Here is a 19,817-nt window from a genome sequence, read left to right as displayed (position 1 = left end):
GTGGGGGTCATCGGGGTGGGGGTGGGGTCAGGAGCGTTGCCACGTCGAGGACGTGGCGGCCGCGCATCGACGGGAGGCAGCTGCCGCGGACCGGGCCGATCGCGGACGACCACGCTTCCGGGATCGCCCCGGCCCCGGACACCGCTCCCGCCAGCGCGCCCGCCACCGCCGCCGTCGTGTCCGCGTCGCGGCCCATGTTCACCGCCGTGAGCACCGAGTCGCGGAAGTCTCCGCGGGCCGCCGCGAAGGCGCCGAAGGCCAGACCCACCGCCTCCGGGGCCAGGTCCGTCCAGGGGTAGCCGCCGATCACCACCGTCGAGCGGATCGCCCGTTCCCTGGACAGCGCGTCCGGGTACGCGCGGCCCGCCGCCACCACCGCGCGGCGCATCGAGCGGGCCGTCCACGAGTCCATCGGGACCACCGACAGAGCCGCCCCGATCACCCCGGCCGGGCCCGCCCCGCCCATCGCCGCCGCGACCCCGGCCGCGACCGCCCGGCCTCCGTGGATGCCCTCGCCGTCGTGGCTGACGCTCCCGTCGATGGTCACCAGCCGGGCGGCCTCCTCGGGCCGCCCGGCCGCGAAGACGCCGAACGGCGCCGCCCGCATCGCCAGGCCGTCGCTCCACGCGTGGCGGTGCTGCGCCGAGACCGGGGCGGCGAGGCCGCGGCGGAGGTTCTCCAGCGTGCCCCGCTCGCTGAAGCCGGCCCCGCGGAAGGGGCCCTCGTCCAGGTCCGCGATCCACGCGTGCCAGGCCGACTCGACGTGCGCGACGGTGAGCTCCGAGCCGTGCCGGGCGAGCAGCAGGCCCGAGAAGATGGCGTACTCGGTGTCGTCCGTGCCCGAGGGATCGTCGCTGACGAAGCCCTCGATCCGGCCCCAGCGGCGGCGGATTTCGGAGGGCCGCAGGTTCTCGGCGGGCGCGCCGAGCGCGTCGCCGACCGCGAGGCCGAGCAGCGCGCCCCGCGCCCGGTCGTGCAGGTCCGCGGCGGCGGGAGCGGCGGCGGCCGCCTCCCCCGTGGCCGCCGGGGCGGCCGTATACGACTCGGTCAGCAACTCCATGGAAGGGGCCCTTTCGCGCGCGCGAGCCTGTTCCCGGATGTCTGCCACGCGCGGCCCGCGAAACAGTCAGAGAAACGTTTCTGTCACCCGGCTTGCCGCACTCTCCCGGCCCAGGTTAGTAAAGCCTGCCTTGCTGGCGCGCCCCTTACATCGTGCGTATTTTCGAGGGTGTTCAGGGCGCGCGGGCCCACTGGGTCCGCTGCCGGAGAGGGGAGAGCTGTGTCCATCATCGAAACCGAGGCCACGCTTCACGAGGCGCACCGTGACAACCACACGCACCGTGACGTGAACGGCGGCTGGCTGCGCCCGGCGGTGTTCGGCGCGATGGACGGGCTCGTGTCCAACCTCGCCCTGATGACCGGCGTCGCGGGCGGAGCGGTCTCGCAGCAGACCATCGTCATCACCGGGCTGGCCGGACTCGCGGCGGGCGCGTTCTCGATGGCCGCGGGCGAGTACACCTCCGTCGCCTCGCAGCGGGAGCTGGTCCAGGCCGAACTCGACGTCGAGCGGCGGGAGTTGCGCAAGCATCCGGTCGACGAGATGGAGGAGCTCGCCGCGCTCTACGTCGCCCGTGGTGTCGAGCCCCCGCTCGCCCGCGAGGTGGCGATGCAGCTTTCCCGGGACCCCGAGCAGGCGCTGGAGATCCACGCCCGCGAGGAGCTGGGCATCGACCCCGACGACCTGCCCTCGCCCGTCGTCGCCGCCGTCTCGTCCTTCGGCTCGTTCGCGCTCGGCGCGCTGCTGCCGGTCCTGCCGTATCTGCTCGGTGCGAGCGCTCTGTGGCCGGCCGTGCTGGTCGCGCTCCTCGGGCTCTTCGCCTGCGGTGCGCTGGTCGCCCGGGTCACCGCCCGCAGTTGGTGGTTCAGCGGTCTGCGCCAGCTCGCGCTGGGCGGGGCCGCCGCGGCCGTCACGTACGGGCTGGGCGTGCTCATCGGCGGCGCGGTCTGACGCCGATCAGGCGCAATCATCCGCACCGGCCCAAGTCAAGGGCTGGTGCGGTGGCATTTTCGGGCCCCGTCACGGACCCTGTGACGTACGTCCTCTCCTCGGATCGGGGTCAGGATGAGACACTATGCAAGGCGCAACATAAATAGCCGTTACCCGGCGGTTTCGACGGCGTAATCCCCGGGCATGAGCCGTAGGCGCTGCGGGCAATGAAGCCCGCTCCTGCGATGGTCCTCCGAATCCCGATCCGTCCGGTCCGTTCGGCTGTGACCCACCCTTCACCGCCTGGCGCGGTGTCCGCATGCTGGAATGACCTATCCGCTTTCCGAGAAGCACTCCATCATGTAACCTGCACGAAATTTCGCGGAGGGCCAACGTCGTCCCTCGGCACTGCACATGCCACGACGACGACGGGAGAGCCGATGCGTTCCGACGCCTGGTCGCCCATGGACGGTCGCCCTGCCCCCCAGGGGATGTACGACCCCCGTAACGAACACGACGCCTGCGGTGTCGGGTTCGTGGCCACCCTCACCGGTGTAGCCAGCCATGAGCTGGTCGAGCAGGCGCTGACCGTACTGCGGAATCTCGAGCACCGCGGTGCCACCGGATCCGAGCCGGACTCCGGCGACGGCGCGGGCATCCTGATGCAGGTGCCGGACGCCTTCCTGCGTGACGTCGCCGGATTCGACCTCCCCGAGGCCGGCTCCTACGCCGTCGGCATCGCCTTCCTTCCCGCCGACGGCTCCGCACAGGCCGTCTCGCGGATCGAGACGATCGCCGCCGAAGAGGGCCTGAACGTCCTCGGCTGGCGTGAGGTCCCCGTCACGCCCGACCTCCTCGGCAACGGCGCCCGCGCCACCATGCCCGTCTTCCGCCAGCTCTTCGTTGCCGACGGTGTCAGCAGCGGCATCGCGCTGGACCGCAAGGCCTTCGTGCTGCGCAAGCGCTCGGAGCGCGAGGCCGGGGTGTACTTCCCCTCCCTCTCCGCCCGCACGATCGTCTACAAGGGCATGCTGACCACCGGCCAGCTGGAGCCCTTCTTCCCGGACCTGTCCGACCGGCGCTGCGCCACCGCCGTCGCGCTCGTCCACTCCCGGTTCTCCACGAACACCTTCCCGAGCTGGCCGCTGGCCCACCCGTACCGCTTCGTCGCGCACAACGGCGAGATCAACACGGTCAAGGGCAACCGCAACTGGATGCGCGCCCGTGAGTCGCAGCTCGCTACCGGCCTGTTCGGCGAGGGCGCCCTGGACCGGATCTTCCCGGTCTGCACCCCCGACGCCTCCGACTCCGCCTCGTTCGACGAGGTCCTGGAGCTGCTGCACCTCGGCGGTCGCTCACTGCCGCACTCCGTGCTGATGATGGTCCCCGAGGCGTGGGAGAACCACGACTCGATGGACCCGGCCCGGCGCGCCTTCTACCAGTACCACTCCACGATGATGGAGCCCTGGGACGGCCCGGCCTGCGTCACCTTCACCGACGGCACGCAGGTGGGCGCCGTGCTGGACCGCAACGGTCTGCGCCCCGGCCGCTACTGGGTCACCGACGACGGACTCGTGGTCCTGTCGTCCGAGGTGGGCGTGCTGGACATCGACCCGGCGAAGGTCGTCCGCAAGGGCCGCCTGCAGCCCGGCAAGATGTTCCTCGTCGACACCGCCGAGCACCGCATCATCGAGGACGACGAGATCAAGTCCGCCCTCGCCGCCGAGGCCCCCTACGCCGAGTGGCTCGAGGCCGGCGAGATCCAGCTCGAGGACCTCCCCGAGCGCGAGCACATCGTCCACACCCACGCCTCGGTCACCCGCCGCCAGCAGACCTTCGGCTACACCGAGGAGGAGCTGCGCGTCCTCCTCGCCCCGATGGCCCGCTCCGGCGCCGAGCCGATCGGCTCCATGGGTACCGACTCGCCGATCGCGGCTCTCTCCGAGCGCCCGCGGCTGCTGTTCGACTACTTCACCCAGCTGTTCGCGCAGGTCACCAACCCGCCGCTGGACGCCATCCGCGAGGAACTCGTCACCTCGCTGCACTCCTCGCTCGGCCCCCAGGGCAACCTGCTGGAGCCGACCGCCGCGTCCTGCCGCAGCGTCACCCTGCCCTTCCCGGTGATCGACAACGACGAGCTGGCCAAGCTCATCCACATCAACGCCGACGGCGACATGCCGGGGATGACGGCCGCCACGCTCGCCGGCCTCTATCGGGTCTCCGGCGGCGGCGACGCGCTGGCCGCCCGGATCGACGAGATCTGCGCCGAGGCCGACGCCGCCATCGAGAACGGCGCGCGCCTGATCGTGCTCTCCGACCGGCACTCGGACGCCGAGCACGCGCCGATCCCCTCGCTGCTGCTCACCTCCGCCGTGCACCACCACCTCATCCGCACCAAGCAGCGCACCCAGGTGGGTCTGCTGGTCGAGGCCGGCGACGTCCGCGAGGTGCACCACGTCGCGCTGCTCATCGGCTACGGCGCCGCCGCGGTCAACCCGTACCTGGCCATGGAGTCCGTCGAGGACCTGCTGCGCGCCGGTACGTTCATCGAGGGCATCGAGCCCGAGAAGGCCATCCGCAACCTGATCTACGCCCTCGGCAAGGGCGTCCTCAAGGTCATGTCCAAGATGGGCATCTCCACGGTCGCCTCCTACCGCGGCGCACAGGTCTTCGAGGCCGTCGGCCTGGACGAGGCGTTCGTCGAGAAGTACTTCAACGGCACCGCCACCAAGATCGGCGGCGCCGGGCTCGACGTCGTCGCCCAGGAGGTCGCCGCCCGCCACGCCAAGGCGTACCCGGCCTCCGGCATCCCTTCCGCGCACCGCGCGCTGGAGATCGGCGGCGAGTACCAGTGGCGCCGCGAGGGCGAGCCGCACCTGTTCGACCCCGAGACGGTCTTCCGCCTGCAGCACGCCACGCGCAACAAGCGGTACGACATCTTCAAGAAGTACACGGACCGCGTGAACGAGCAGTCCGAGCGGCTGATGACGCTGCGCGGCCTGTTCGGCTTCAAGAGCGACCGCGAGCCGATCTCCCTCGACGAGGTCGAGCCGGTCAGCGAGATCGTCAAGCGCTTCTCCACCGGCGCCATGTCGTACGGCTCCATCTCCAAGGAGGCGCACGAGACCCTCGCCATCGCCATGAACCAGCTGGGCGGCAAGTCCAACACCGGTGAGGGCGGCGAGGACCCGGAGCGCCTGTACGACCCCGAGCGCCGCTCGTCCATCAAGCAGGTCGCCTCCGGCCGCTTCGGTGTCACCAGCGAGTACCTGGTCAACGCGGACGACATCCAGATCAAGATGGCCCAGGGTGCCAAGCCCGGCGAGGGCGGCCAGCTGCCCGGCCACAAGGTCTACCCGTGGGTCGCCAAGACCCGGCACTCCACCCCGGGTGTCGGCCTGATCTCCCCGCCGCCGCACCACGACATCTACTCCATCGAGGACCTGGCTCAGCTGATCCACGACCTCAAGAACGCCAACCCGGTCGCCCGCATCCACGTGAAGCTGGTCTCCGAGGTCGGCGTCGGCACGGTGGCCGCGGGTGTCTCCAAGGCGCACGCGGACGTCGTCCTCATCTCCGGCCACGACGGCGGTACGGGCGCGTCCCCGCTGACCTCGCTGAAGCACGCGGGCGGCCCCTGGGAGCTCGGCCTCGCCGAGACCCAGCAGACGCTGCTGCTCAACGGCCTGCGCGACCGGATCGTGGTGCAGACCGACGGTCAGCTGAAGACCGGCCGCGACGTCGTCATCGCCGCACTGCTCGGCGCCGAGGAGTTCGGTTTCGCGACCGCGCCGCTCGTCGTCTCCGGCTGCGTCATGATGCGCGTGTGCCACCTGGACACCTGCCCGGTCGGCATCGCCACGCAGAACCCGGTGCTGCGCGAGCGGTTCTCCGGCAAGGCCGAATTCGTCGTCAACTTCTTCGAGTTCATTGCCGAGGAGGTCCGCGAGATCCTCGCCGAGCTGGGCTTCCGCAGCGTCGAGGAGGCCGTCGGCCACGCCGAACTGCTCGACACCACGCGGGCCGTGAACCACTGGAAGGCGCAGGGCCTCGACCTCGCCCCGCTCTTCCACGTGCCCGAGCTGCCCGAGGGCGCCGTGCGCCACCAGCTGGTCGAGCAGGACCACGGCCTGGAGAAGGCCCTGGACAACGAGCTCATCGAGCTGGCCGCCGACGCGCTGGGCGCGGCGAGCGCCGAGGACGCGCAGCCGGTGCGTGCCCAGGTCGCGATCCGCAACATCAACCGCACTGTCGGCACCATGCTCGGCCACGAGGTGACGAAGCGGTTCGGCGGCGCGGGTCTGCCCGACGACACCATCGACATCACGTTCACGGGCTCCGCCGGCCAGTCCTTCGGCGCCTTCGTGCCGCGCGGCATCACGCTGCGCCTGGAGGGCGACGCCAACGACTACGTCGGCAAGGGCCTGTCCGGCGGCCGGATCGTCGTCCGCCCGGACCGCGGCGCCGACCACCTCGCCGAGTACTCGACGATCGCGGGTAACACCATCGCATACGGCGCGACCAGCGGTGAGCTGTTCCTGCGCGGCCGCACCGGCGAGCGGTTCTGCGTCCGCAACTCGGGCGCGACCGTCGTCTCCGAGGGCGTGGGCGACCACGGCTGCGAGTACATGACCGGCGGCCACGCGGTGGTGCTCGGCGAGACGGGCCGCAACTTCGCGGCCGGCATGTCCGGCGGCATCGCGTACGTGATCGACCTCGACCGGGACAACGTCAACTCCGGGAACCTTGAGGCGATCGAGGCCCTGTCCGACGCCGACAAGCAGTGGCTGCACGACGTCGTGCGCCGCCACCACGAGGAGACGGGCTCGACCGTCGCCGAGAGGCTGCTCGCCGACTGGGCCGCGAACGCGGACCGGTTCAGCAAGATCATCCCGACCACGTACAAGGCAGTGCTCGCCGCCAAGGACGCCGCTGAGCTCGCCGGTCTCTCCGAGCAGGAGACCACCGAGAAGATGATGGAGGCGGCGACCAATGGCTGACCCCAAGGGCTTCCTGACCACCGGGCGCGAGGTCGCCACGACCCGTCCCGTCGAGGAGCGCGTCAAGGACTGGAACGAGGTCTACGTTCCCGGCTCCCTGCTGCCGATCATCAGCAAGCAGGCCGGCCGCTGCATGGACTGCGGCATCCCGTTCTGCCACAACGGCTGCCCGCTCGGGAACCTCATCCCCGAGTGGAACGACTACGCCTACCGCGAGGACTGGTCCGCCGCGTCCGAGCGGCTGCACGCGACCAACAACTTCCCGGAGTTCACCGGTCGGCTGTGCCCCGCTCCTTGTGAGGCGGCGTGCGTGCTGGGCATCAACCAGCCCGCCGTCACCATCAAGAACGTCGAGGTCTCCATCATCGACAAGGCGTGGGACTCCGGCGACGTGACCCCGCAGCCGCCGGAGCGCCTGTCCGGCAAGACCGTCGCGGTCATCGGCTCGGGCCCGGCGGGCCTGGCCGCCGCCCAGCAGCTGACCCGGGCGGGTCACACGGTCGCCGTGTACGAGCGCGCCGACCGCATCGGCGGTCTGCTGCGGTACGGCATCCCCGAGTTCAAGATGGAGAAGGTGCACATCAACCGGCGCATCGAGCAGATGCGCGCGGAGGGCACCAAGTTCCGCACCGAGATCGAGATCGGCCGCGACATCGACGCCGCGAAGCTGCGGCAGCGGTACGACGCGGTGGTCATCGCGGCCGGCGCCACGGTCTCCCGCGACCTGCCGGTCCCGGGCCGTGAGCTGGGCGGCATCCACTTCGCGATGGAGTACCTGCCGCTCGCCAACAAGGTGCAGGAGGGCGACTTCGTCGCCCCTCCGATCACCGCCGAGGGCAAGCACGTCGTCGTCATCGGCGGCGGCGACACCGGCGCGGACTGCGTCGGTACGGCCCACCGGCAGGGCGCGGCGTCCGTCACGCAGCTGGAGATCATGCCGAAGCCGGGCGAGGAGCGGTCGGCGGGCCAGCCGTGGCCGACGTTCCCGATGCTCTACAAGGTCACCTCCGCGCACGAGGAGGGCGGCGAGCGGGTCTACTCCGTCTCCACCACCCACTTCGAGGGCGACGAGGACGGCAACGTCCAGTTCCTCCACCTCGTCGAGGTCGAGTTCGTCGACGGCAAGCTGGAGCAGAAGCCGGGCACGGAGCGGAAGATCCCCGCCCAGCTGGTCACCCTCGCCATGGGCTTCACCGGCACGGACCAGGCCAACGGCCTGGTGCAGCAGTTCGGCCTGGAGCTGGACGAGCGCGGCAACATCGCGCGTGACGCCGACTTCGCGACGAACGTCGACGGTGTGTTCGTGGCCGGCGACGCGGGCCGCGGCCAGTCGCTGATCGTGTGGGCGATCGCCGAGGGCCGCTCGGCGGCACGCGGCGTCGACCGCTACCTGACGGGGGCGAGCGAACTGCCCGCCCCGATCCGCCCGACGGACCGAGCGCTGACGGTCTGACGCGGAGCCCCTGAACGTCCCGTACAACGGCGTGCGGAACTGATCGCGGCGCCTGCCCCTGTCCCCGACCGGACGGGCAGGCGCCGCGGTGCGTCCGGGCGCCGGGGCGTCTGCTCCGGGCTCGCGCCTCAAGGGGATTGGCCCTCGGGGGGATTGGGGTACGGACTCCCCGGTGCGGACCCCCCGGTGCGCACCCCCGGTGCGGCCCCCGGAAGGTACTCTCGGGACGATCTCCCCGCGCACCCGCACGACACGACGAACGGAGCGCCGCATGGCCCTCGCCGGCACCACCCCGGGCCCGGCCATCAGCATCCGCAAGATCGAGGAGCGGGCGCCCGCGCTCGTCAGCCTCTACAAGTCCGCCGGCGTCAGCCTCCGGAAGCACGGGCTGCACGGGCAGCGCGCCGCCGTCTATCTCGTCCTCGACTACTCCGGGTCCATGAAGGAGTACTACGAGGACGGCAGCGTCCAGGCGCTCGCCGACCGGGTCCTCGGACTCTCCGCCAACCTCGACGACGACGGCCGCGTCCCCGTCGTGTTCTTCTCCACGGACGTCGACGCCGTCACCGACATCGCCCTCGACCGCCACCACGGGCGGATCGACGAAATCGTCGCCGGTCTCGGCCACATGGGCAGGACGAGCTACCACCTGGCCATGGACGCCGTGCTCGACCACTACATCGACAGCGGGTCGACCGCCCCCGCGCTGGTCGTCTTCCAGACCGACGGCGGCCCCATCAGCAAGCTCGCCGCCGAGCGCTACCTGTGCAAGGCGGCGCGCCTGCCGCTGTTCTGGCAGTTCATCGGTTTCGGCAACAAGCGCAGTACGCAGTTCGACTTCCTGCGCAGGCTCGACGAGCTCGCCGTCCCCGCCAAGCGTCCCGTGGACAACGCCGGTTTCTTCCACGCCGGGCTCGACCCGCGCCAGGTGCCGGACGCCGAGCTGTACGACCGGCTGGTCGGGGAGTTCCCGCAGTGGCTCGCCGCCGCCCGCGCCCAGGGCATCGTCCGGTGAGCGTGCGCGTCCTGCGTGCCGCGGGCCGCATCGCCGTGCCGTGGAAGAACGGCGGCGGCGTGACCCGGGAGATCGCCGCCTCGCCCGAGGGCGCGCCGATGGACGCCTTCGACTGGCGCATCAGCCTCGCCGACGTCGCGGCGGACGGCCCGTTCTCCGCGTTCCCGGGCGTGGACCGGACCCTCACCGTGGTGGACGGCGCGGGCATGGACCTCACGGTCGGCGGCGAGAGGCTCCTCGTCGACGAGCGGTTCGTGCCCCGGGACTTTCCCGGCGACCGGCCCACCGACGGCCGGCTCCTCGGCGGCCCGGTGGTCAACTTCAACGTCATGCACCGCCGCGACCGCGCCGAGGTCGTCACCGGGGTCGTGCGAGGCAGCCTGCCCGTCGTCGTCCCGGACCGTGCGGTCGTCGTGGTCGTGGCCCTGCGGGGGACGGCGGTGCTGGAGGCGCGGAGCCCCGAATCCGAGCGCGTGACGCTCGGCCGGTACGACGCGGCCGTCCTGGACGGTCATGCGGGTGTCCTGCGGACGGACGGCGACGCCGCCGTGGTCACGATCCGCGTTCCGGCCGCCGACTGAGCCCTGCCGGAGCGGACGCCGCCGTCCGGCGTCCAGGCACCCCGGTCCGTACGAACGAGGCAGCAGAAACCCGACGGAAGATGTCCGGTTTCCCTGCTGGGATGAGGTCATGACCTTCGTCCCCTGGTCCGCCTTCCGGACCGCAGAGCCCGCCTTCGCCGAGACCGTCCAGCACCGCTTCGAGCGCTACCGGCACCATGTGCTCGCCACCCTCCGCAAGGACGGATCACCCCGCCTGACCGGCCTGGAGGTGGACATCCGCTTCGGTGAGCTGTGGCTCGGCATGATGCCCTACTCCCGAAAGGCGCAGGACCTCCAGCGCGATCCGCGCTTCGCCCTGCACACCAATCCGGGTGTCGACGACTCCATGGACGGCGGCGACGTGCGCATCTCCGGGCGGGCGGCCGAAGTGACCGATCCCGACGTGACGGCGCGCTTCGCCGCCGAGGCCGAGCCGCCCGAGCCCTTCCACCTCTTCCGGGCGGAGCTCGGCGAGGTGGTGCACACCTGTGTCGAGGGCGACGAACTGGTCATCCGGACCTGGCGTCCGGGCGCGGCGCTCAGGACGATCCGGCGCCGCTGACCGCTGCGGGGCGCGGGCGGACCCGCGCCGACCTCGGCATCCGGCTCACCTGCCGCGTCGTGCGCGACACCGGGTGGGTCGCGGCGTGCCCGCCACGGCGGCCCCGAAAGGGGCACCGCCCCCATACCCCGTACCCGACGTTCTGGCCGTATACGTGCTAGTGTGACGACGTTGCAGTTTTGGTACCCATGAACTTTGTGTGCGCCTGACGGGAATGCTTCCTCAGGCGCACGTTTTGTTTCCGGCACTCCCGGATGGGGTCAATGCAGCGACGGGGAATGCGCGCAGTGTGTATTCCCGGCTTGCCCCGTTTGAGGAGAATGACATGGCAACCGGCACCGTGAAGTGGTTCAACGCGGAAAAGGGCTTCGGCTTCATCGAGCAGGACGGCGGCGGCGCCGACGTCTTCGCCCACTACTCCAACATCGCCACCTCGGGCTTCCGTGAGCTCCAGGAGGGCCAGAAGGTCACCTTCGACGTCACGCAGGGCCAGAAGGGCCCGCAGGCGGAGAACATCCTCCCGGCCTGATCGCTGGCGTACACCTCGGCCGGGGTCCGCACCTGCTCGGTGCGGGCCCCGGCTCGTTCTGTCCACAGGGACCAGGAAGGCATGGCCTCATGAACCGCTCCGAACGTCCGGCACGCAGGCGACCGGCAGGCCCCGGCGCCGCTGCCCGCGCCACCTCGCGTGGCAAGGCCCCGGCCAAGCGCGCCGCGAGGCCGGCCGCCCGCGGGCCGGCCGCGCCGCAGGAGTTCACGCTGCCGGAGACCGTCACGCCGGCGCTGCCCGCCGTCACGGCGTTCGGTGAGCTGGACATGCCGGCCGCGCTGCTCAAGACCCTTGCCGCGCAGGGTGTCACCGACCCCTTCCCCATCCAGGCGGCAACCCTCCCGAACACCCTGGCCGGCCGTGACGTCCTCGGCCGCGGGCGCACCGGCTCGGGCAAGACGCTCGCCTTCGGGCTCGCGCTGCTCGCCCGCACCGCGGGCCGGCGCGCCGAGCCGAAGGCGCCGCTGGCTCTCGTCCTGGTGCCGACACGCGAACTCGCCCAGCAGGTCACCGACGCCCTCGCCCCGTACGCGACCTCGGTGCAGCTGCGGCTCGCCACGGTCGTCGGGGGGCTGTCCATCAACAAGCAGGCGGGGGCGCTGCGCCGCGGCGCCGAGGTGCTCGTGGCGACGCCGGGCAGGCTGATCGACCTCGTCGACCGCGGCGACTGCCGCCTCGACCAGGTGTCCGTCACGGTCCTCGACGAGGCCGACCAGATGGCCGACATGGGCTTCATGCCGCAGGTCACGGCGCTGATGAAGCAGGTCGAGCCGGACGGTCAGCGGATGCTGTTCTCCGCGACGCTGGACAAGAACATCGACCGGCTGGTCCGGCTGTTCCTCAGCGACCCCGTCGTGCACTCCGTGGACCCGTCCGCCGGTGCGGTGACGACGATGGAGCACCACGTGCTGCACGTCGCCGACGAGACGGACAAGAAGGCCGTCGCCGTACGCATCGCGGCCCGCGACGGCCGGGTGATCCTCTTCGTCGACACCAAGCGGACCGCCGACCGGTTCGCCAAGCGGCTGCTGGCCAACGGCGTGCCGGCGGCGGCCCTGCACGGCGGCCGTTCGCAGCCGCAGCGCAACCGCACGCTGGACCAGTTCAAGAACGGCCAGGTCACCGCGCTGGTCGCGACGAACGTGGCCGCCCGGGGCATCCACGTCGACGACCTGGACCTGGTCGTCAACGTGGACCCGCCCGTCGATCACAAGGACTATCTGCACCGCGGCGGTCGCACCGCCCGTGCGGGGGAGTCCGGCCGTGTCGTGACGCTGGTGCTGCCCGAGCAGCGCCGCGAGATGACGCGGCTGATGGCGGACGCGGGCATACAGCCGCGGACGGCGAGGATCACGTCCGGCGACGAGGAACTGGCGCGCCTCACGGGGGCGCGGGAGCCGTCGGGCGTGCCGGTCACGATCGAGGTCCCGCAGCCGCCGGTGCCGGCGTCCCGCCGACGCCGTACGGACGCGCCGGGGGCGTCGCGCAACGACTCCCGGACGACGCGTTCGCGCGGCCGCGGCCCTGCGCAGACCGAGCCGTCCGGCCGCGGCCGCGCACGCACCCAGGCCGAGCCGGGAGGCCGTGGCCGTGCGCGTGCGCAAGGCGAAGGGTCCGGCCGCGGCCGTGCCCGCCGCGGGGGTGGCGGCGGGGGAGCCTGACGTCCCGCCGCGCGGGGGCCGGGGGCGCGCTGCCCCCGCGCCTCACCCCCCTACGGCTTGGCGGCCGCGGGGGGCGGCGGGCGGGGGAGCCTGACGAGGTGCTGCGCGGGGATTGCCCCAGGGGCGCTGCGCCCGGCGCCTGAACCTGGCGCGCCGCGGGGCGGCGGCCGGGGGGGAGCCTGACGGCGCGCTGCGCGGGGATTGCCCCGGGAGCGCTTCCCCCGCGCCTCAACCCCCTACGGCCTGGGGGCCGAGGTCCGGCGCGGGCCCTTTCCCATGCCATAGCCGGCCTGGAGCGACAGGAGCCGGGCAGTGGAGGTCTCGATGACCTCGGCCGGTCCGCGTCCTGGGCGTAGCCCATCGCGGTCACGCTGGTGCCGGCCTCGATCGCCTGCCGCAGCTTCCGATTGTTCCGGACGATCTCGGCGTAGTAGGAGGTGTTCGCCGCCGTGGGCACGATCTCCCCGGCGAAGCCAGGCGAAGTGCCCCCAGCGGGGCTGGATTTCGCGGAGCGAAGTCAGCCCGTCTGGGGCCCCCTTCCACGGCCGTCAGGCCGCAGGGGGAGTTTGAGAACACCGCGCGCAGCCAGGTACGGGGTCTGGAGCGAAGCCTCAGCTTCGGGGAGCTTCGCCCCTGGCGAAGCCCGTGGGCGAATGAGGACGCCGCTGCGCGGCGCGGGGCGGGGTCTGAGGCGGAGCCCCAGTTTCGGGAAGGGGCGGGTAGGGGAACAGCCCGCGCAGCGCCCGACGCACGCCCGCACGCCACCCCGGCGGGATCACGCCTGCCGGGCCCGGCAGTCCGCGGACGGCGCGTGAAGGCTCCTGGCACAACAGCCCTGAGCCGATTAACTCCCGGGAAATTACGCCCAGTTGACGTTGACGCGGCCGGGTCTACGCGCATCAATGGTCCCCATGCGAATCCCCCCACGAATAGCCGCAGCCGGCGGTGTCGCCGCCCTCGTCTCGACCCTTCTCCTCGGCGGCCAGGCCGCCACCGCCGCCACCGCCGCCCCCGCGTCCCCCGCGTCCCCCGCAGCGGTCGGCGACATCTGCTACGCCGCCCTGCCCTCCCAGGCGCACGACACGCTCGATCTGATCGAGCAGGGCGGGCCGTACCCCTACGAGCAGGACGGCACCGTCTTCCAGAACCGCGAGGGCATCCTGCCGTCGCAGTCGTCCGGCTACTACCACGAGTACACCGTCGTCACGCCGGGTTCCCCCACACGCGGCGCGCGCCGGATCGTCACCGGAGAGGCGGCCGAGGAGGACTACTACACCGCCGACCACTACGAGTCCTTCGACCTCGTCGGCTACGGCTGCTGAACCGCTGAACGACAGCCCGCCATCGGTACCCTCCGCCCCGTGACGACCACTTACGTGATCGACGGGGCGGAGGTCACCGACCTGGAGAGTTTCTGGACGGTGATCGGCGAAGCCGTGAACGGCCCCGGCGGATACTTCGGCCGCAACCTCGACGCCCTCGCCGACTGCCTCGGCGGCGGCATGGGCACCCCCGACAACGGCGACTTCGTCGTCGAATGGCACGACCACGAGCTCTCCCGTCGCGCCCTCGGCCGGGAGGAGACCGTACGGCAACTGGGCCTGCGTGCCAGGCGCGCGCATCCCGACGACCGCGCCGCGATCCTCGACCAGCTCGCGCGCGCCCGCGCCGGAGCGGGACCCACCGTCTTCGACTGGATCGTGGCGGTCTTCGAAGAACGCGCGCCGGGCAGACTCCGACTGCTGTGATCCTGCGCGGGCGCCCGGCCGGTCCTACGGCCGCCGTGGCACCGTCGCCGCCAGGCGCCGCCGCAGCCGGTCGTCCCTGATGTGGCGCACCGCGTCCGTCGCCGTGCCGTGCGCGGGACTCTCCGGGTCCCCGTCGGCGAGCAGCCGCACCAGCACCCCCTCGGCGCGCGGGTCCTGTCGGATCGCCAGCCCGCGTGCCGCCTCCGCGGCGGTGTCCGCGTCGGGGTCCTCCATCCGGGCCGCCAGCGCCTCGCGGATCTCCGGGGTGTCGGCCTCCAGCTCGGCAAGCGCCGTCGTGGACCAGTCCCTGACCTCGCGCGCCGCGTCCCCGCTCAGCGCGATCAGCGTCGCGACGGCCTCCGCGTGGTCGCCCGGCACCAGTCCGCACAGGGCCAGCGCCACCCGGTGGCGTACCGCCGCGTCCGGGTGCCCGGTGTGCCGCAGGATGTCGTCCAGCGCCGACGGGTCGGCGTGGTGCCCGAGCGCCGTGACCGCCGCCTGGATCAGCTCGGAGTCACGGGCCTCCCGCGACAGTTCGCGCAGCAGGGGCAGCGCCCGCGCCGCGAAGGGCCGCGCGACACCGTCCGCGGTCCGGGCCTCCGCGCCGCCGCGTACGTCCCCGGCGCGCCGAGCGTCCCCGGAGCGGCGTTCCTCCCCGGAGCGCTGAGGGTCCCCCGTGCGCGGAGCGTCCCCGTTCTCCCGCGCGCCGTCGCCCCCGGTCCCCTCCGTACCGGTGTACGCGAACCCCAGTTGGCCCAACACGTCCGCCGCGAACGCCTGGTGCAGCGGGTCGTCGCTCGCGCACCACGCGGCCGCCGCCTGGAACGTCTCCTCGTCGCCGCGCCGCCACAGCGCCGAGACCGACTCGATCCAGTCGTCCCGCTCCGGGTCGCCCTCGCGCAACGCCCGTTCCGCCAGGCTCGCGTACGGGGTGAGGATGCCGAGTTCCTCCTCCAGAAGGGTGGCGATGGCCCCGTGCCCGGTCTGCTGCTCGTTGCCCGCCGCCGGCCTGCCGTCCCGCAGCACCTCCACCACGACCGTCGTCCCGCCGTCCTCGGCCACGCGCCGCGAGACGGTCTCGGCTCCCGGGTCGTGGGCCAGGAGCCCCTCCCGCAGATGCCGTTCCACGTCCAGCGTCAGCCACCGGCGGGCCTCTGTCAGCGCCTCGGCCCGCGCGCTCGCGCCGTGCCGCAGCAGCGCCCGCACGGTCGACGGCGATCCGCGCCTGGCCGCCACCACCAGCGGCGGCTCACCGCTCGGACAGGCGAGGTCGGGGTCTGCGCCGCGTTCCAGCAGGGCCTCCGCCGTCCCGGCGTGCCCCTGACCCACCGCCCAGGTCAGGGCGGTGAAGCCGAGCAGCTCCCGCCGGTCCGGCGCCGCGCCCGCGGCGAGCAGGGCCCGCACGACCTCGGTGTGGCCGCCGACCGCCGCCCCGCACAGCGGCAGGTCGTCGCGCTCGGGGCCGCTCGCCCGGTCGGGGTCGGCACCCGCGGCGAGCAGCAGCCGGACGATGCCCGCATCGCCTGCCACGGCCGCCAGGTACAGCGGCGTCTGCCGGTCCTCGTCCACGGTCTCGGCCGGTACGCCCGCGCGCAGCAGCCGCACCACGGCGTCGTCGTCGCCGTCGTACACCGCCGCGAAGAGGGCGCGTGCGTCCTCCGCACGCTTCGCGTCCGCCGTGACCTCACCCGTGCGGCCCTCGTCCACGTGACTCTCGTCCATGACACGACCCTACGGAGGACGAGTCAGGTGTCGCACTCGAGAATCGTCCGGCACAGGCCGCACCGGGCACGCACCCGTCCCCGCACCGGCACCCGGATGCGCTGGTGGCAGGTGGTGCACGGGAAGGAGACCCGCATCCCGTCGGGGCCGGGTTCGAAGACGTACGCGCCCTCTCCCGCGTGCCGGTGCCAAGGGTCGTCCAGCGCGTGGCGGCGGTCCTTCGCGTAGCGGTGGCGGGCGAGGCGGCCGGCCGTCGTGAGCGGCGGGCGGCGGGCGTCGCGCAGGGCCTCGGCGCGTCCGGTTGTGTAGGCCCGGTACCCCTCGGCGCTGGTGAACCACGGCGAGGGGTCCTCGCCGAAGGCCAGGGCCCGTCCGGCGAGCACGTACCCGAACTCCTCCGGGGTGAGATAGCCGAGCTTCTGGCTGGACACGCCGTCCTCGCGGAACGCGTCCAGCAGCAGCCAGCCCGCGCCGAGATAGGTGGTCACCGTGTCGGTGAGGATCTCGTTGTCCCGCAGGCCGGGGAAGGAGAGCCCGAGCCGGTGCAGCAGCACATGGGTGATCTCGTGGGCGAGGGCGGCGCCGATGTCGCGCCGGTGGGTGCGGAAGCGGTCGTTCAGCTCGATGAAGTACTCGGGTCCCGCCGCCAGTTCGACGCTCGCCGCGTGATGCATCTCGCGGAAGCTCACGATTACGCGGGCGTCGGGAAGCCGCAGGTGCCGCACCAGCGCGCCGGCGACCCGCTGGGCGCCCAGATGCAGGTCGTCCCGGTCGTCGAAGGCCACGTCGGCGGGCAGCACGCTCGACGCGTAGGAGTGCACGCCCTCGGGTGAGAGCCGGCGGTACAGGGCGGTGACCGCCGACCGCACGGTGTCGAGGTGCGGGAAGCCGTGCACCACCTCGCTGCCGTTCGCCACGTCTCGTACCCCCATGCACGCCAGTCGGCCGCCTTCAACTCTACGACCGGGGCACGGCCCGCGGCCGAGGCCGGACGCCGGATCAATGGCCGGATTGCACTCCTTGTGGGGTCCGCAATCCGGTGCTCATAATCCGGGCAGGCCCTTGTCGGGCACATGTCATCACTCGCACTGCCGCACTGTGCCCGGCCCCGGGGCGCACACTCAACCCCCCACGAAAGGCAGTCAGTTGAAGCTTCTGAGCGTGCTCAAGAGATGCGCCGCCGCCGGCGCCGTCATGCTCGCCGCCATCAGCCTCCAGCCCACCTCCGCGTCGGCCGCCACCCCGCCCGTCGTCGGCGGCACCCGTGCCGCGCAGGGCGAGTTCCCGTTCATGGTCCGGCTCTCCATGGGCTGCGGCGGTGCCCTCTACACCCAGGACATCGTCCTGACCGCCGCCCACTGCGTGAGCGGCTCCGGCAACAACACGAGCATCACCGCGACCGCGGGAGTCGTGGACCTGAACAGCTCCAGCGCCATCAAGGTCCGCTCCACCAAGGTCCTGCAGGCCCCCCGCTACAACGGCTCCGGCAAGGACTGGGCGCTGATCAAGCTCGCCCGGCCGATCAACCTGCCGACGCTGAAGATCGCCGAGACGACGGCGTACAACAGCGGCACGTTCACCGTCGCCGGCTGGGGCGCGGCCCGCGAGGGCGGCCCGCAGCAGCGCTACCTGCTCAAGGCGCAGGTCCCGTTCGTGTCGGACGCCGACTGCCGGCAGGCGTACGACGAACTCATCCCGGGTGAGGAGATCTGCGCGGGCTACAACGAGGGCGGCGTCGACACCTGCCAGGGCGACTCCGGCGGCCCGATGTTCCGCCGGGACAACGCGGGCGCCTGGATCCAGGTCGGCATCGTGAGCTGGGGCTACGGCTGCGCCAGGGCCGGCTACCCGGGCGTCTACACCGAGGTGTCGACCTTCGCATCGGCCATCAAGTCCGCGGCCGCCTCGCTGTAGGGGGTCCCGCACAGCGCACCGGGAGGGGCGGGCCGGCGGGCCCGCCCCTCTTCGTGTCCGTCGGTGCTCCGGGGGCCGTGCCCTTGTGGCCACCGTCCTCGGGCCGGGCCCTTGCGGCCGCCCGCGTCCCGGGGCCGGGCCCCGTCCTCTCGGGGCCGTCCGCACCCGGGGGACGGGCCTCGTGCCAGGGTGCCGCTCGTCCTTCTCGGGACGACCGCCGTCTGGCGTGCGGCCGGTCCATGGACAAAGATCGGCCTGTCTTGGGCCAGGGTCCGAGCAGCGGCCTTTCCGATCGGGCCGATCCGGCGGAAGGACCCTGGGGGAGGGAGCGGAAAACGGCATGTACCACACCTGGATGCGATATTTCACCCCGAGGCCCGTCCACCACCGGCTGGGTCTCGTGTGCCTCGGCGTCGGCCTCCAGCACGGGCAGCTGCCCACCGTGGGCCCCCGCACCCTCGACCACCACGTCGCTGTCGTGATCAGCGCCGGCAGCGGCTGGTACCGCGGCGCCGACGGCCGGCGCACCAGCGTCACCGCCCCCGCCCTGATCTGGCTCACGCCCGGCGTCCTCCACCACTACGGACCCGACCCCGCCGCCGGCTGGGACGAGAGCTTCGTCGACTTCACCGGTCCCGCCACCGCCACCTACACCGAGCTCGGCTACATCGAACCCGACCGGCCCGTCGTACCCCTGTCCGACGCCGCCGGCGTCCGCGCCGCCGTCAGCCGCATCACCCGCGCCGCCCGCCGCGAGAATCCACTCCTGGAGGTCGAGACCGGCGCGGCCGTCCACGAACTCCTCGTCGCCCTGCGCCGTGCCCGCGCCGACACCAACGCCGACGGCGACCCCGTCCTCACCGCGCTCGCCCGCGACGCCTTCCAGCCCCTGTCCGTCGCCGCGCACGCGGCCCGCCACGGCATGACCCCCGCCGAGCTGCGCACCGTCGTCCGGCGCGGCGCCGGCTGCAGCCCGAAGGACTATCTCCTCGGCATCCGCCTCGGCCACGCCAAGGAGCTCCTCGCGACCACCGACCTGCCCGTGGCCGCCGTGTCGCGCCGGGTCGGCTACGAGGACCCGGCCTACTTCTCCCGGCTGTTCACCCGCCGGGTCGGCCTCGCGCCCATCCGCTTCCGCGAGCAGCAGGGCCGCAACGTCCCCGGCGGCTGGAGCAACCGCGTCCCGGACCCTGAACACCCCCCGACCATCGCCGGTACCTGGACGTAAGCTCGTTGACCATGACCACGAAGGACATCGACGAGAACGTGCGCGCCGAACTGACCCGCCTGCGCGAGAGCATCGACAACATCGACGCGGCGGTCGTGCACATGCTCGCCGAACGCTTCAAGTGCACCCAGCAGGTCGGCCACCTCAAGGCCGAGCACCATCTGCCGCCCGCCGACCCGGCCCGCGAGGCCCGCCAGATCGAGCGGCTGCGCCAGCTCGCGGAGAGCGCGAAGCTGGACCCCGCGTTCGCCGAGAAACTGCTGAACTTCATCATCGCCGAGGTGATCCGGCACCACGAGACCATCGCGGGCGGGCCCCCACCGGCGCCGGAGGAGTAGGAGCGAGGCCGCTCGCGGACGCGTGGTGTTCCGCGCA

The 19,817-nt window shown here is 72.5% G+C and carries 16 protein-coding genes; 13 read left to right on the top strand and 3 right to left on the bottom strand.

Annotated elements, in window-relative coordinates:
• Nucleotides 1-7 precede the first annotated feature (7 nt).
• Nucleotides 8-1,060 (bottom strand): ADP-ribosylglycohydrolase family protein, encoded by a 1,053-nt coding sequence (locus tag ACLB9X_RS01100; RefSeq protein WP_410358256.1) that lies wholly within the window; start codon nt 1,058-1,060, stop codon nt 8-10.
• 219 nt (nt 1,061-1,279) lie between these two features.
• Here ACLB9X_RS01100 and ACLB9X_RS01095 point away from each other — a divergent pair, with 219 nt between their 5' ends.
• The 10 genes from ACLB9X_RS01095 to ACLB9X_RS01050 all read left to right on the top strand — a co-directional run bounded on the left by ACLB9X_RS01095 (nt 1,280) and on the right by ACLB9X_RS01050 (nt 14,578).
• A complete protein-coding gene (locus ACLB9X_RS01095) occupies nt 1,280-2,008 on the top strand; it encodes a VIT1/CCC1 transporter family protein (protein WP_410358255.1) in 729 nt (242 codons plus the stop codon).
• Nucleotides 2,009-2,427: 419 nt separating this feature from the next.
• The gene (gltB, locus tag ACLB9X_RS01090) at nt 2,428-6,987 is read left to right on the top strand and encodes a glutamate synthase large subunit (RefSeq protein ID WP_410358254.1); all 4,560 of its coding nucleotides are present in this window, start codon (nt 2,428-2,430) and stop codon (nt 6,985-6,987) included.
• Nucleotides 6,980-8,440 carry a glutamate synthase subunit beta gene (locus ACLB9X_RS01085; protein WP_410358253.1) on the top strand — a complete coding sequence of 487 codons (1,461 nt, stop codon included), beginning with the start codon at nt 6,980-6,982 and terminating at the stop codon, nt 8,438-8,440. The genes gltB and ACLB9X_RS01085 overlap by 8 nt, the downstream gene beginning before the upstream one ends.
• A 271-nt stretch (nt 8,441-8,711) precedes the next feature.
• The gene (locus tag ACLB9X_RS01080; RefSeq protein ID WP_410358252.1) at nt 8,712-9,455 is read left to right on the top strand and encodes a vWA domain-containing protein; all 744 of its coding nucleotides are present in this window, start codon (nt 8,712-8,714) and stop codon (nt 9,453-9,455) included.
• The gene (locus tag ACLB9X_RS01075) at nt 9,452-10,036 is read left to right on the top strand and encodes a HutD family protein (RefSeq protein ID WP_410358251.1); all 585 of its coding nucleotides are present in this window, start codon (nt 9,452-9,454) and stop codon (nt 10,034-10,036) included. Before ACLB9X_RS01080 ends, ACLB9X_RS01075 begins: the two co-directional genes overlap by 4 nt.
• 109 nt (nt 10,037-10,145) lie before the next feature.
• Nucleotides 10,146-10,619: a pyridoxamine 5'-phosphate oxidase family protein gene (locus tag ACLB9X_RS01070; RefSeq protein ID WP_410358250.1), complete on the top strand. Its 474-nt coding sequence runs from the start codon at nt 10,146-10,148 to the stop codon at nt 10,617-10,619.
• Between the two features lie 325 nt (nt 10,620-10,944).
• A complete protein-coding gene (locus ACLB9X_RS01065; protein WP_290114082.1) occupies nt 10,945-11,148 on the top strand; it encodes a cold-shock protein in 204 nt (67 codons plus the stop codon).
• Nucleotides 11,149-11,237: 89 nt separating this feature from the next.
• Nucleotides 11,238-12,830 (top strand): DEAD/DEAH box helicase, encoded by a 1,593-nt coding sequence (locus tag ACLB9X_RS01060; protein ID WP_410358249.1) that lies wholly within the window; start codon nt 11,238-11,240, stop codon nt 12,828-12,830.
• Between the two features lie 911 nt (nt 12,831-13,741).
• Nucleotides 13,742-14,152 carry a ribonuclease domain-containing protein gene (locus ACLB9X_RS01055; protein ID WP_410358248.1) on the top strand — a complete coding sequence of 137 codons (411 nt, stop codon included), beginning with the start codon at nt 13,742-13,744 and terminating at the stop codon, nt 14,150-14,152.
• 39 nt (nt 14,153-14,191) lie between these two features.
• Nucleotides 14,192-14,578 carry a barstar family protein gene (locus ACLB9X_RS01050; protein WP_410358247.1) on the top strand — a complete coding sequence of 129 codons (387 nt, stop codon included), beginning with the start codon at nt 14,192-14,194 and terminating at the stop codon, nt 14,576-14,578.
• A gap of 24 nt (nt 14,579-14,602) precedes the next feature.
• Here ACLB9X_RS01050 and ACLB9X_RS01045 read toward each other — a convergent pair whose 3' ends face one another.
• Both ACLB9X_RS01045 and ACLB9X_RS01040 read right to left on the bottom strand, forming a co-directional pair.
• Nucleotides 14,603-16,300 (bottom strand): ankyrin repeat domain-containing protein, encoded by a 1,698-nt coding sequence (locus ACLB9X_RS01045; protein ID WP_410358246.1) that lies wholly within the window; start codon nt 16,298-16,300, stop codon nt 14,603-14,605.
• 23 nt (nt 16,301-16,323) lie between these two features.
• Nucleotides 16,324-17,232: a hypothetical protein gene (locus tag ACLB9X_RS01040; RefSeq protein WP_410358245.1), complete on the bottom strand. Its 909-nt coding sequence runs from the start codon at nt 17,230-17,232 to the stop codon at nt 16,324-16,326.
• Between the two features lie 262 nt (nt 17,233-17,494).
• Here ACLB9X_RS01040 and ACLB9X_RS01035 point away from each other — a divergent pair, with 262 nt between their 5' ends.
• From ACLB9X_RS01035 to ACLB9X_RS01025, 3 genes are all read left to right on the top strand, one after another.
• The gene (locus tag ACLB9X_RS01035; RefSeq protein WP_410358600.1) at nt 17,495-18,214 is read left to right on the top strand and encodes a S1 family peptidase; all 720 of its coding nucleotides are present in this window, start codon (nt 17,495-17,497) and stop codon (nt 18,212-18,214) included.
• Nucleotides 18,215-18,554: 340 nt separating this feature from the next.
• The gene (locus ACLB9X_RS01030; protein ID WP_410358244.1) at nt 18,555-19,442 is read left to right on the top strand and encodes a helix-turn-helix domain-containing protein; all 888 of its coding nucleotides are present in this window, start codon (nt 18,555-18,557) and stop codon (nt 19,440-19,442) included.
• Between the two features lie 11 nt (nt 19,443-19,453).
• Nucleotides 19,454-19,780, top strand: a complete 327-nt coding sequence (locus ACLB9X_RS01025) for a chorismate mutase (protein WP_410358243.1) — start codon at nt 19,454-19,456, stop codon at nt 19,778-19,780.
• The last annotated feature ends 37 nt before the right edge of the window (nt 19,781-19,817 follow it).

It is taken from the genome of Streptomyces sp. 5K101 (genome assembly GCF_046506645.1).
In the GTDB taxonomy this organism is placed as follows: domain Bacteria; phylum Actinomycetota; class Actinomycetes; order Streptomycetales; family Streptomycetaceae; genus Streptomyces.
This window is presented reverse-complemented; position numbering and strand designations above follow the sequence as displayed.

Coding starts and splice junctions, on each gene's coding strand:
- ACLB9X_RS01100 (WP_410358256.1), bottom strand. CDS start 1,060: ATGGAGTTGCTGACCGAGTCGTATACGGCCGCCCCGGCGGCCACGGGG.
- ACLB9X_RS01035 (WP_410358600.1), top strand. CDS start 17,495: ATGCTCGCCGCCATCAGCCTCCAGCCCACCTCCGCGTCGGCCGCCACC.
- ACLB9X_RS01045 (WP_410358246.1), bottom strand. CDS start 16,300: ATGGACGAGAGTCACGTGGACGAGGGCCGCACGGGTGAGGTCACGGCG.
- gltB (WP_410358254.1), top strand. CDS start 2,428: ATGCGTTCCGACGCCTGGTCGCCCATGGACGGTCGCCCTGCCCCCCAG.
- ACLB9X_RS01030 (WP_410358244.1), top strand. CDS start 18,555: ATGTACCACACCTGGATGCGATATTTCACCCCGAGGCCCGTCCACCAC.
- ACLB9X_RS01025 (WP_410358243.1), top strand. CDS start 19,454: ATGACCACGAAGGACATCGACGAGAACGTGCGCGCCGAACTGACCCGC.
- ACLB9X_RS01040 (WP_410358245.1), bottom strand. CDS start 17,232: ATGGGGGTACGAGACGTGGCGAACGGCAGCGAGGTGGTGCACGGCTTC.
- ACLB9X_RS01085 (WP_410358253.1), top strand. CDS start 6,980: ATGGCTGACCCCAAGGGCTTCCTGACCACCGGGCGCGAGGTCGCCACG.
- ACLB9X_RS01080 (WP_410358252.1), top strand. CDS start 8,712: ATGGCCCTCGCCGGCACCACCCCGGGCCCGGCCATCAGCATCCGCAAG.
- ACLB9X_RS01060 (WP_410358249.1), top strand. CDS start 11,238: ATGAACCGCTCCGAACGTCCGGCACGCAGGCGACCGGCAGGCCCCGGC.
- ACLB9X_RS01055 (WP_410358248.1), top strand. CDS start 13,742: ATGCGAATCCCCCCACGAATAGCCGCAGCCGGCGGTGTCGCCGCCCTC.
- ACLB9X_RS01070 (WP_410358250.1), top strand. CDS start 10,146: ATGACCTTCGTCCCCTGGTCCGCCTTCCGGACCGCAGAGCCCGCCTTC.
- ACLB9X_RS01065 (WP_290114082.1), top strand. CDS start 10,945: ATGGCAACCGGCACCGTGAAGTGGTTCAACGCGGAAAAGGGCTTCGGC.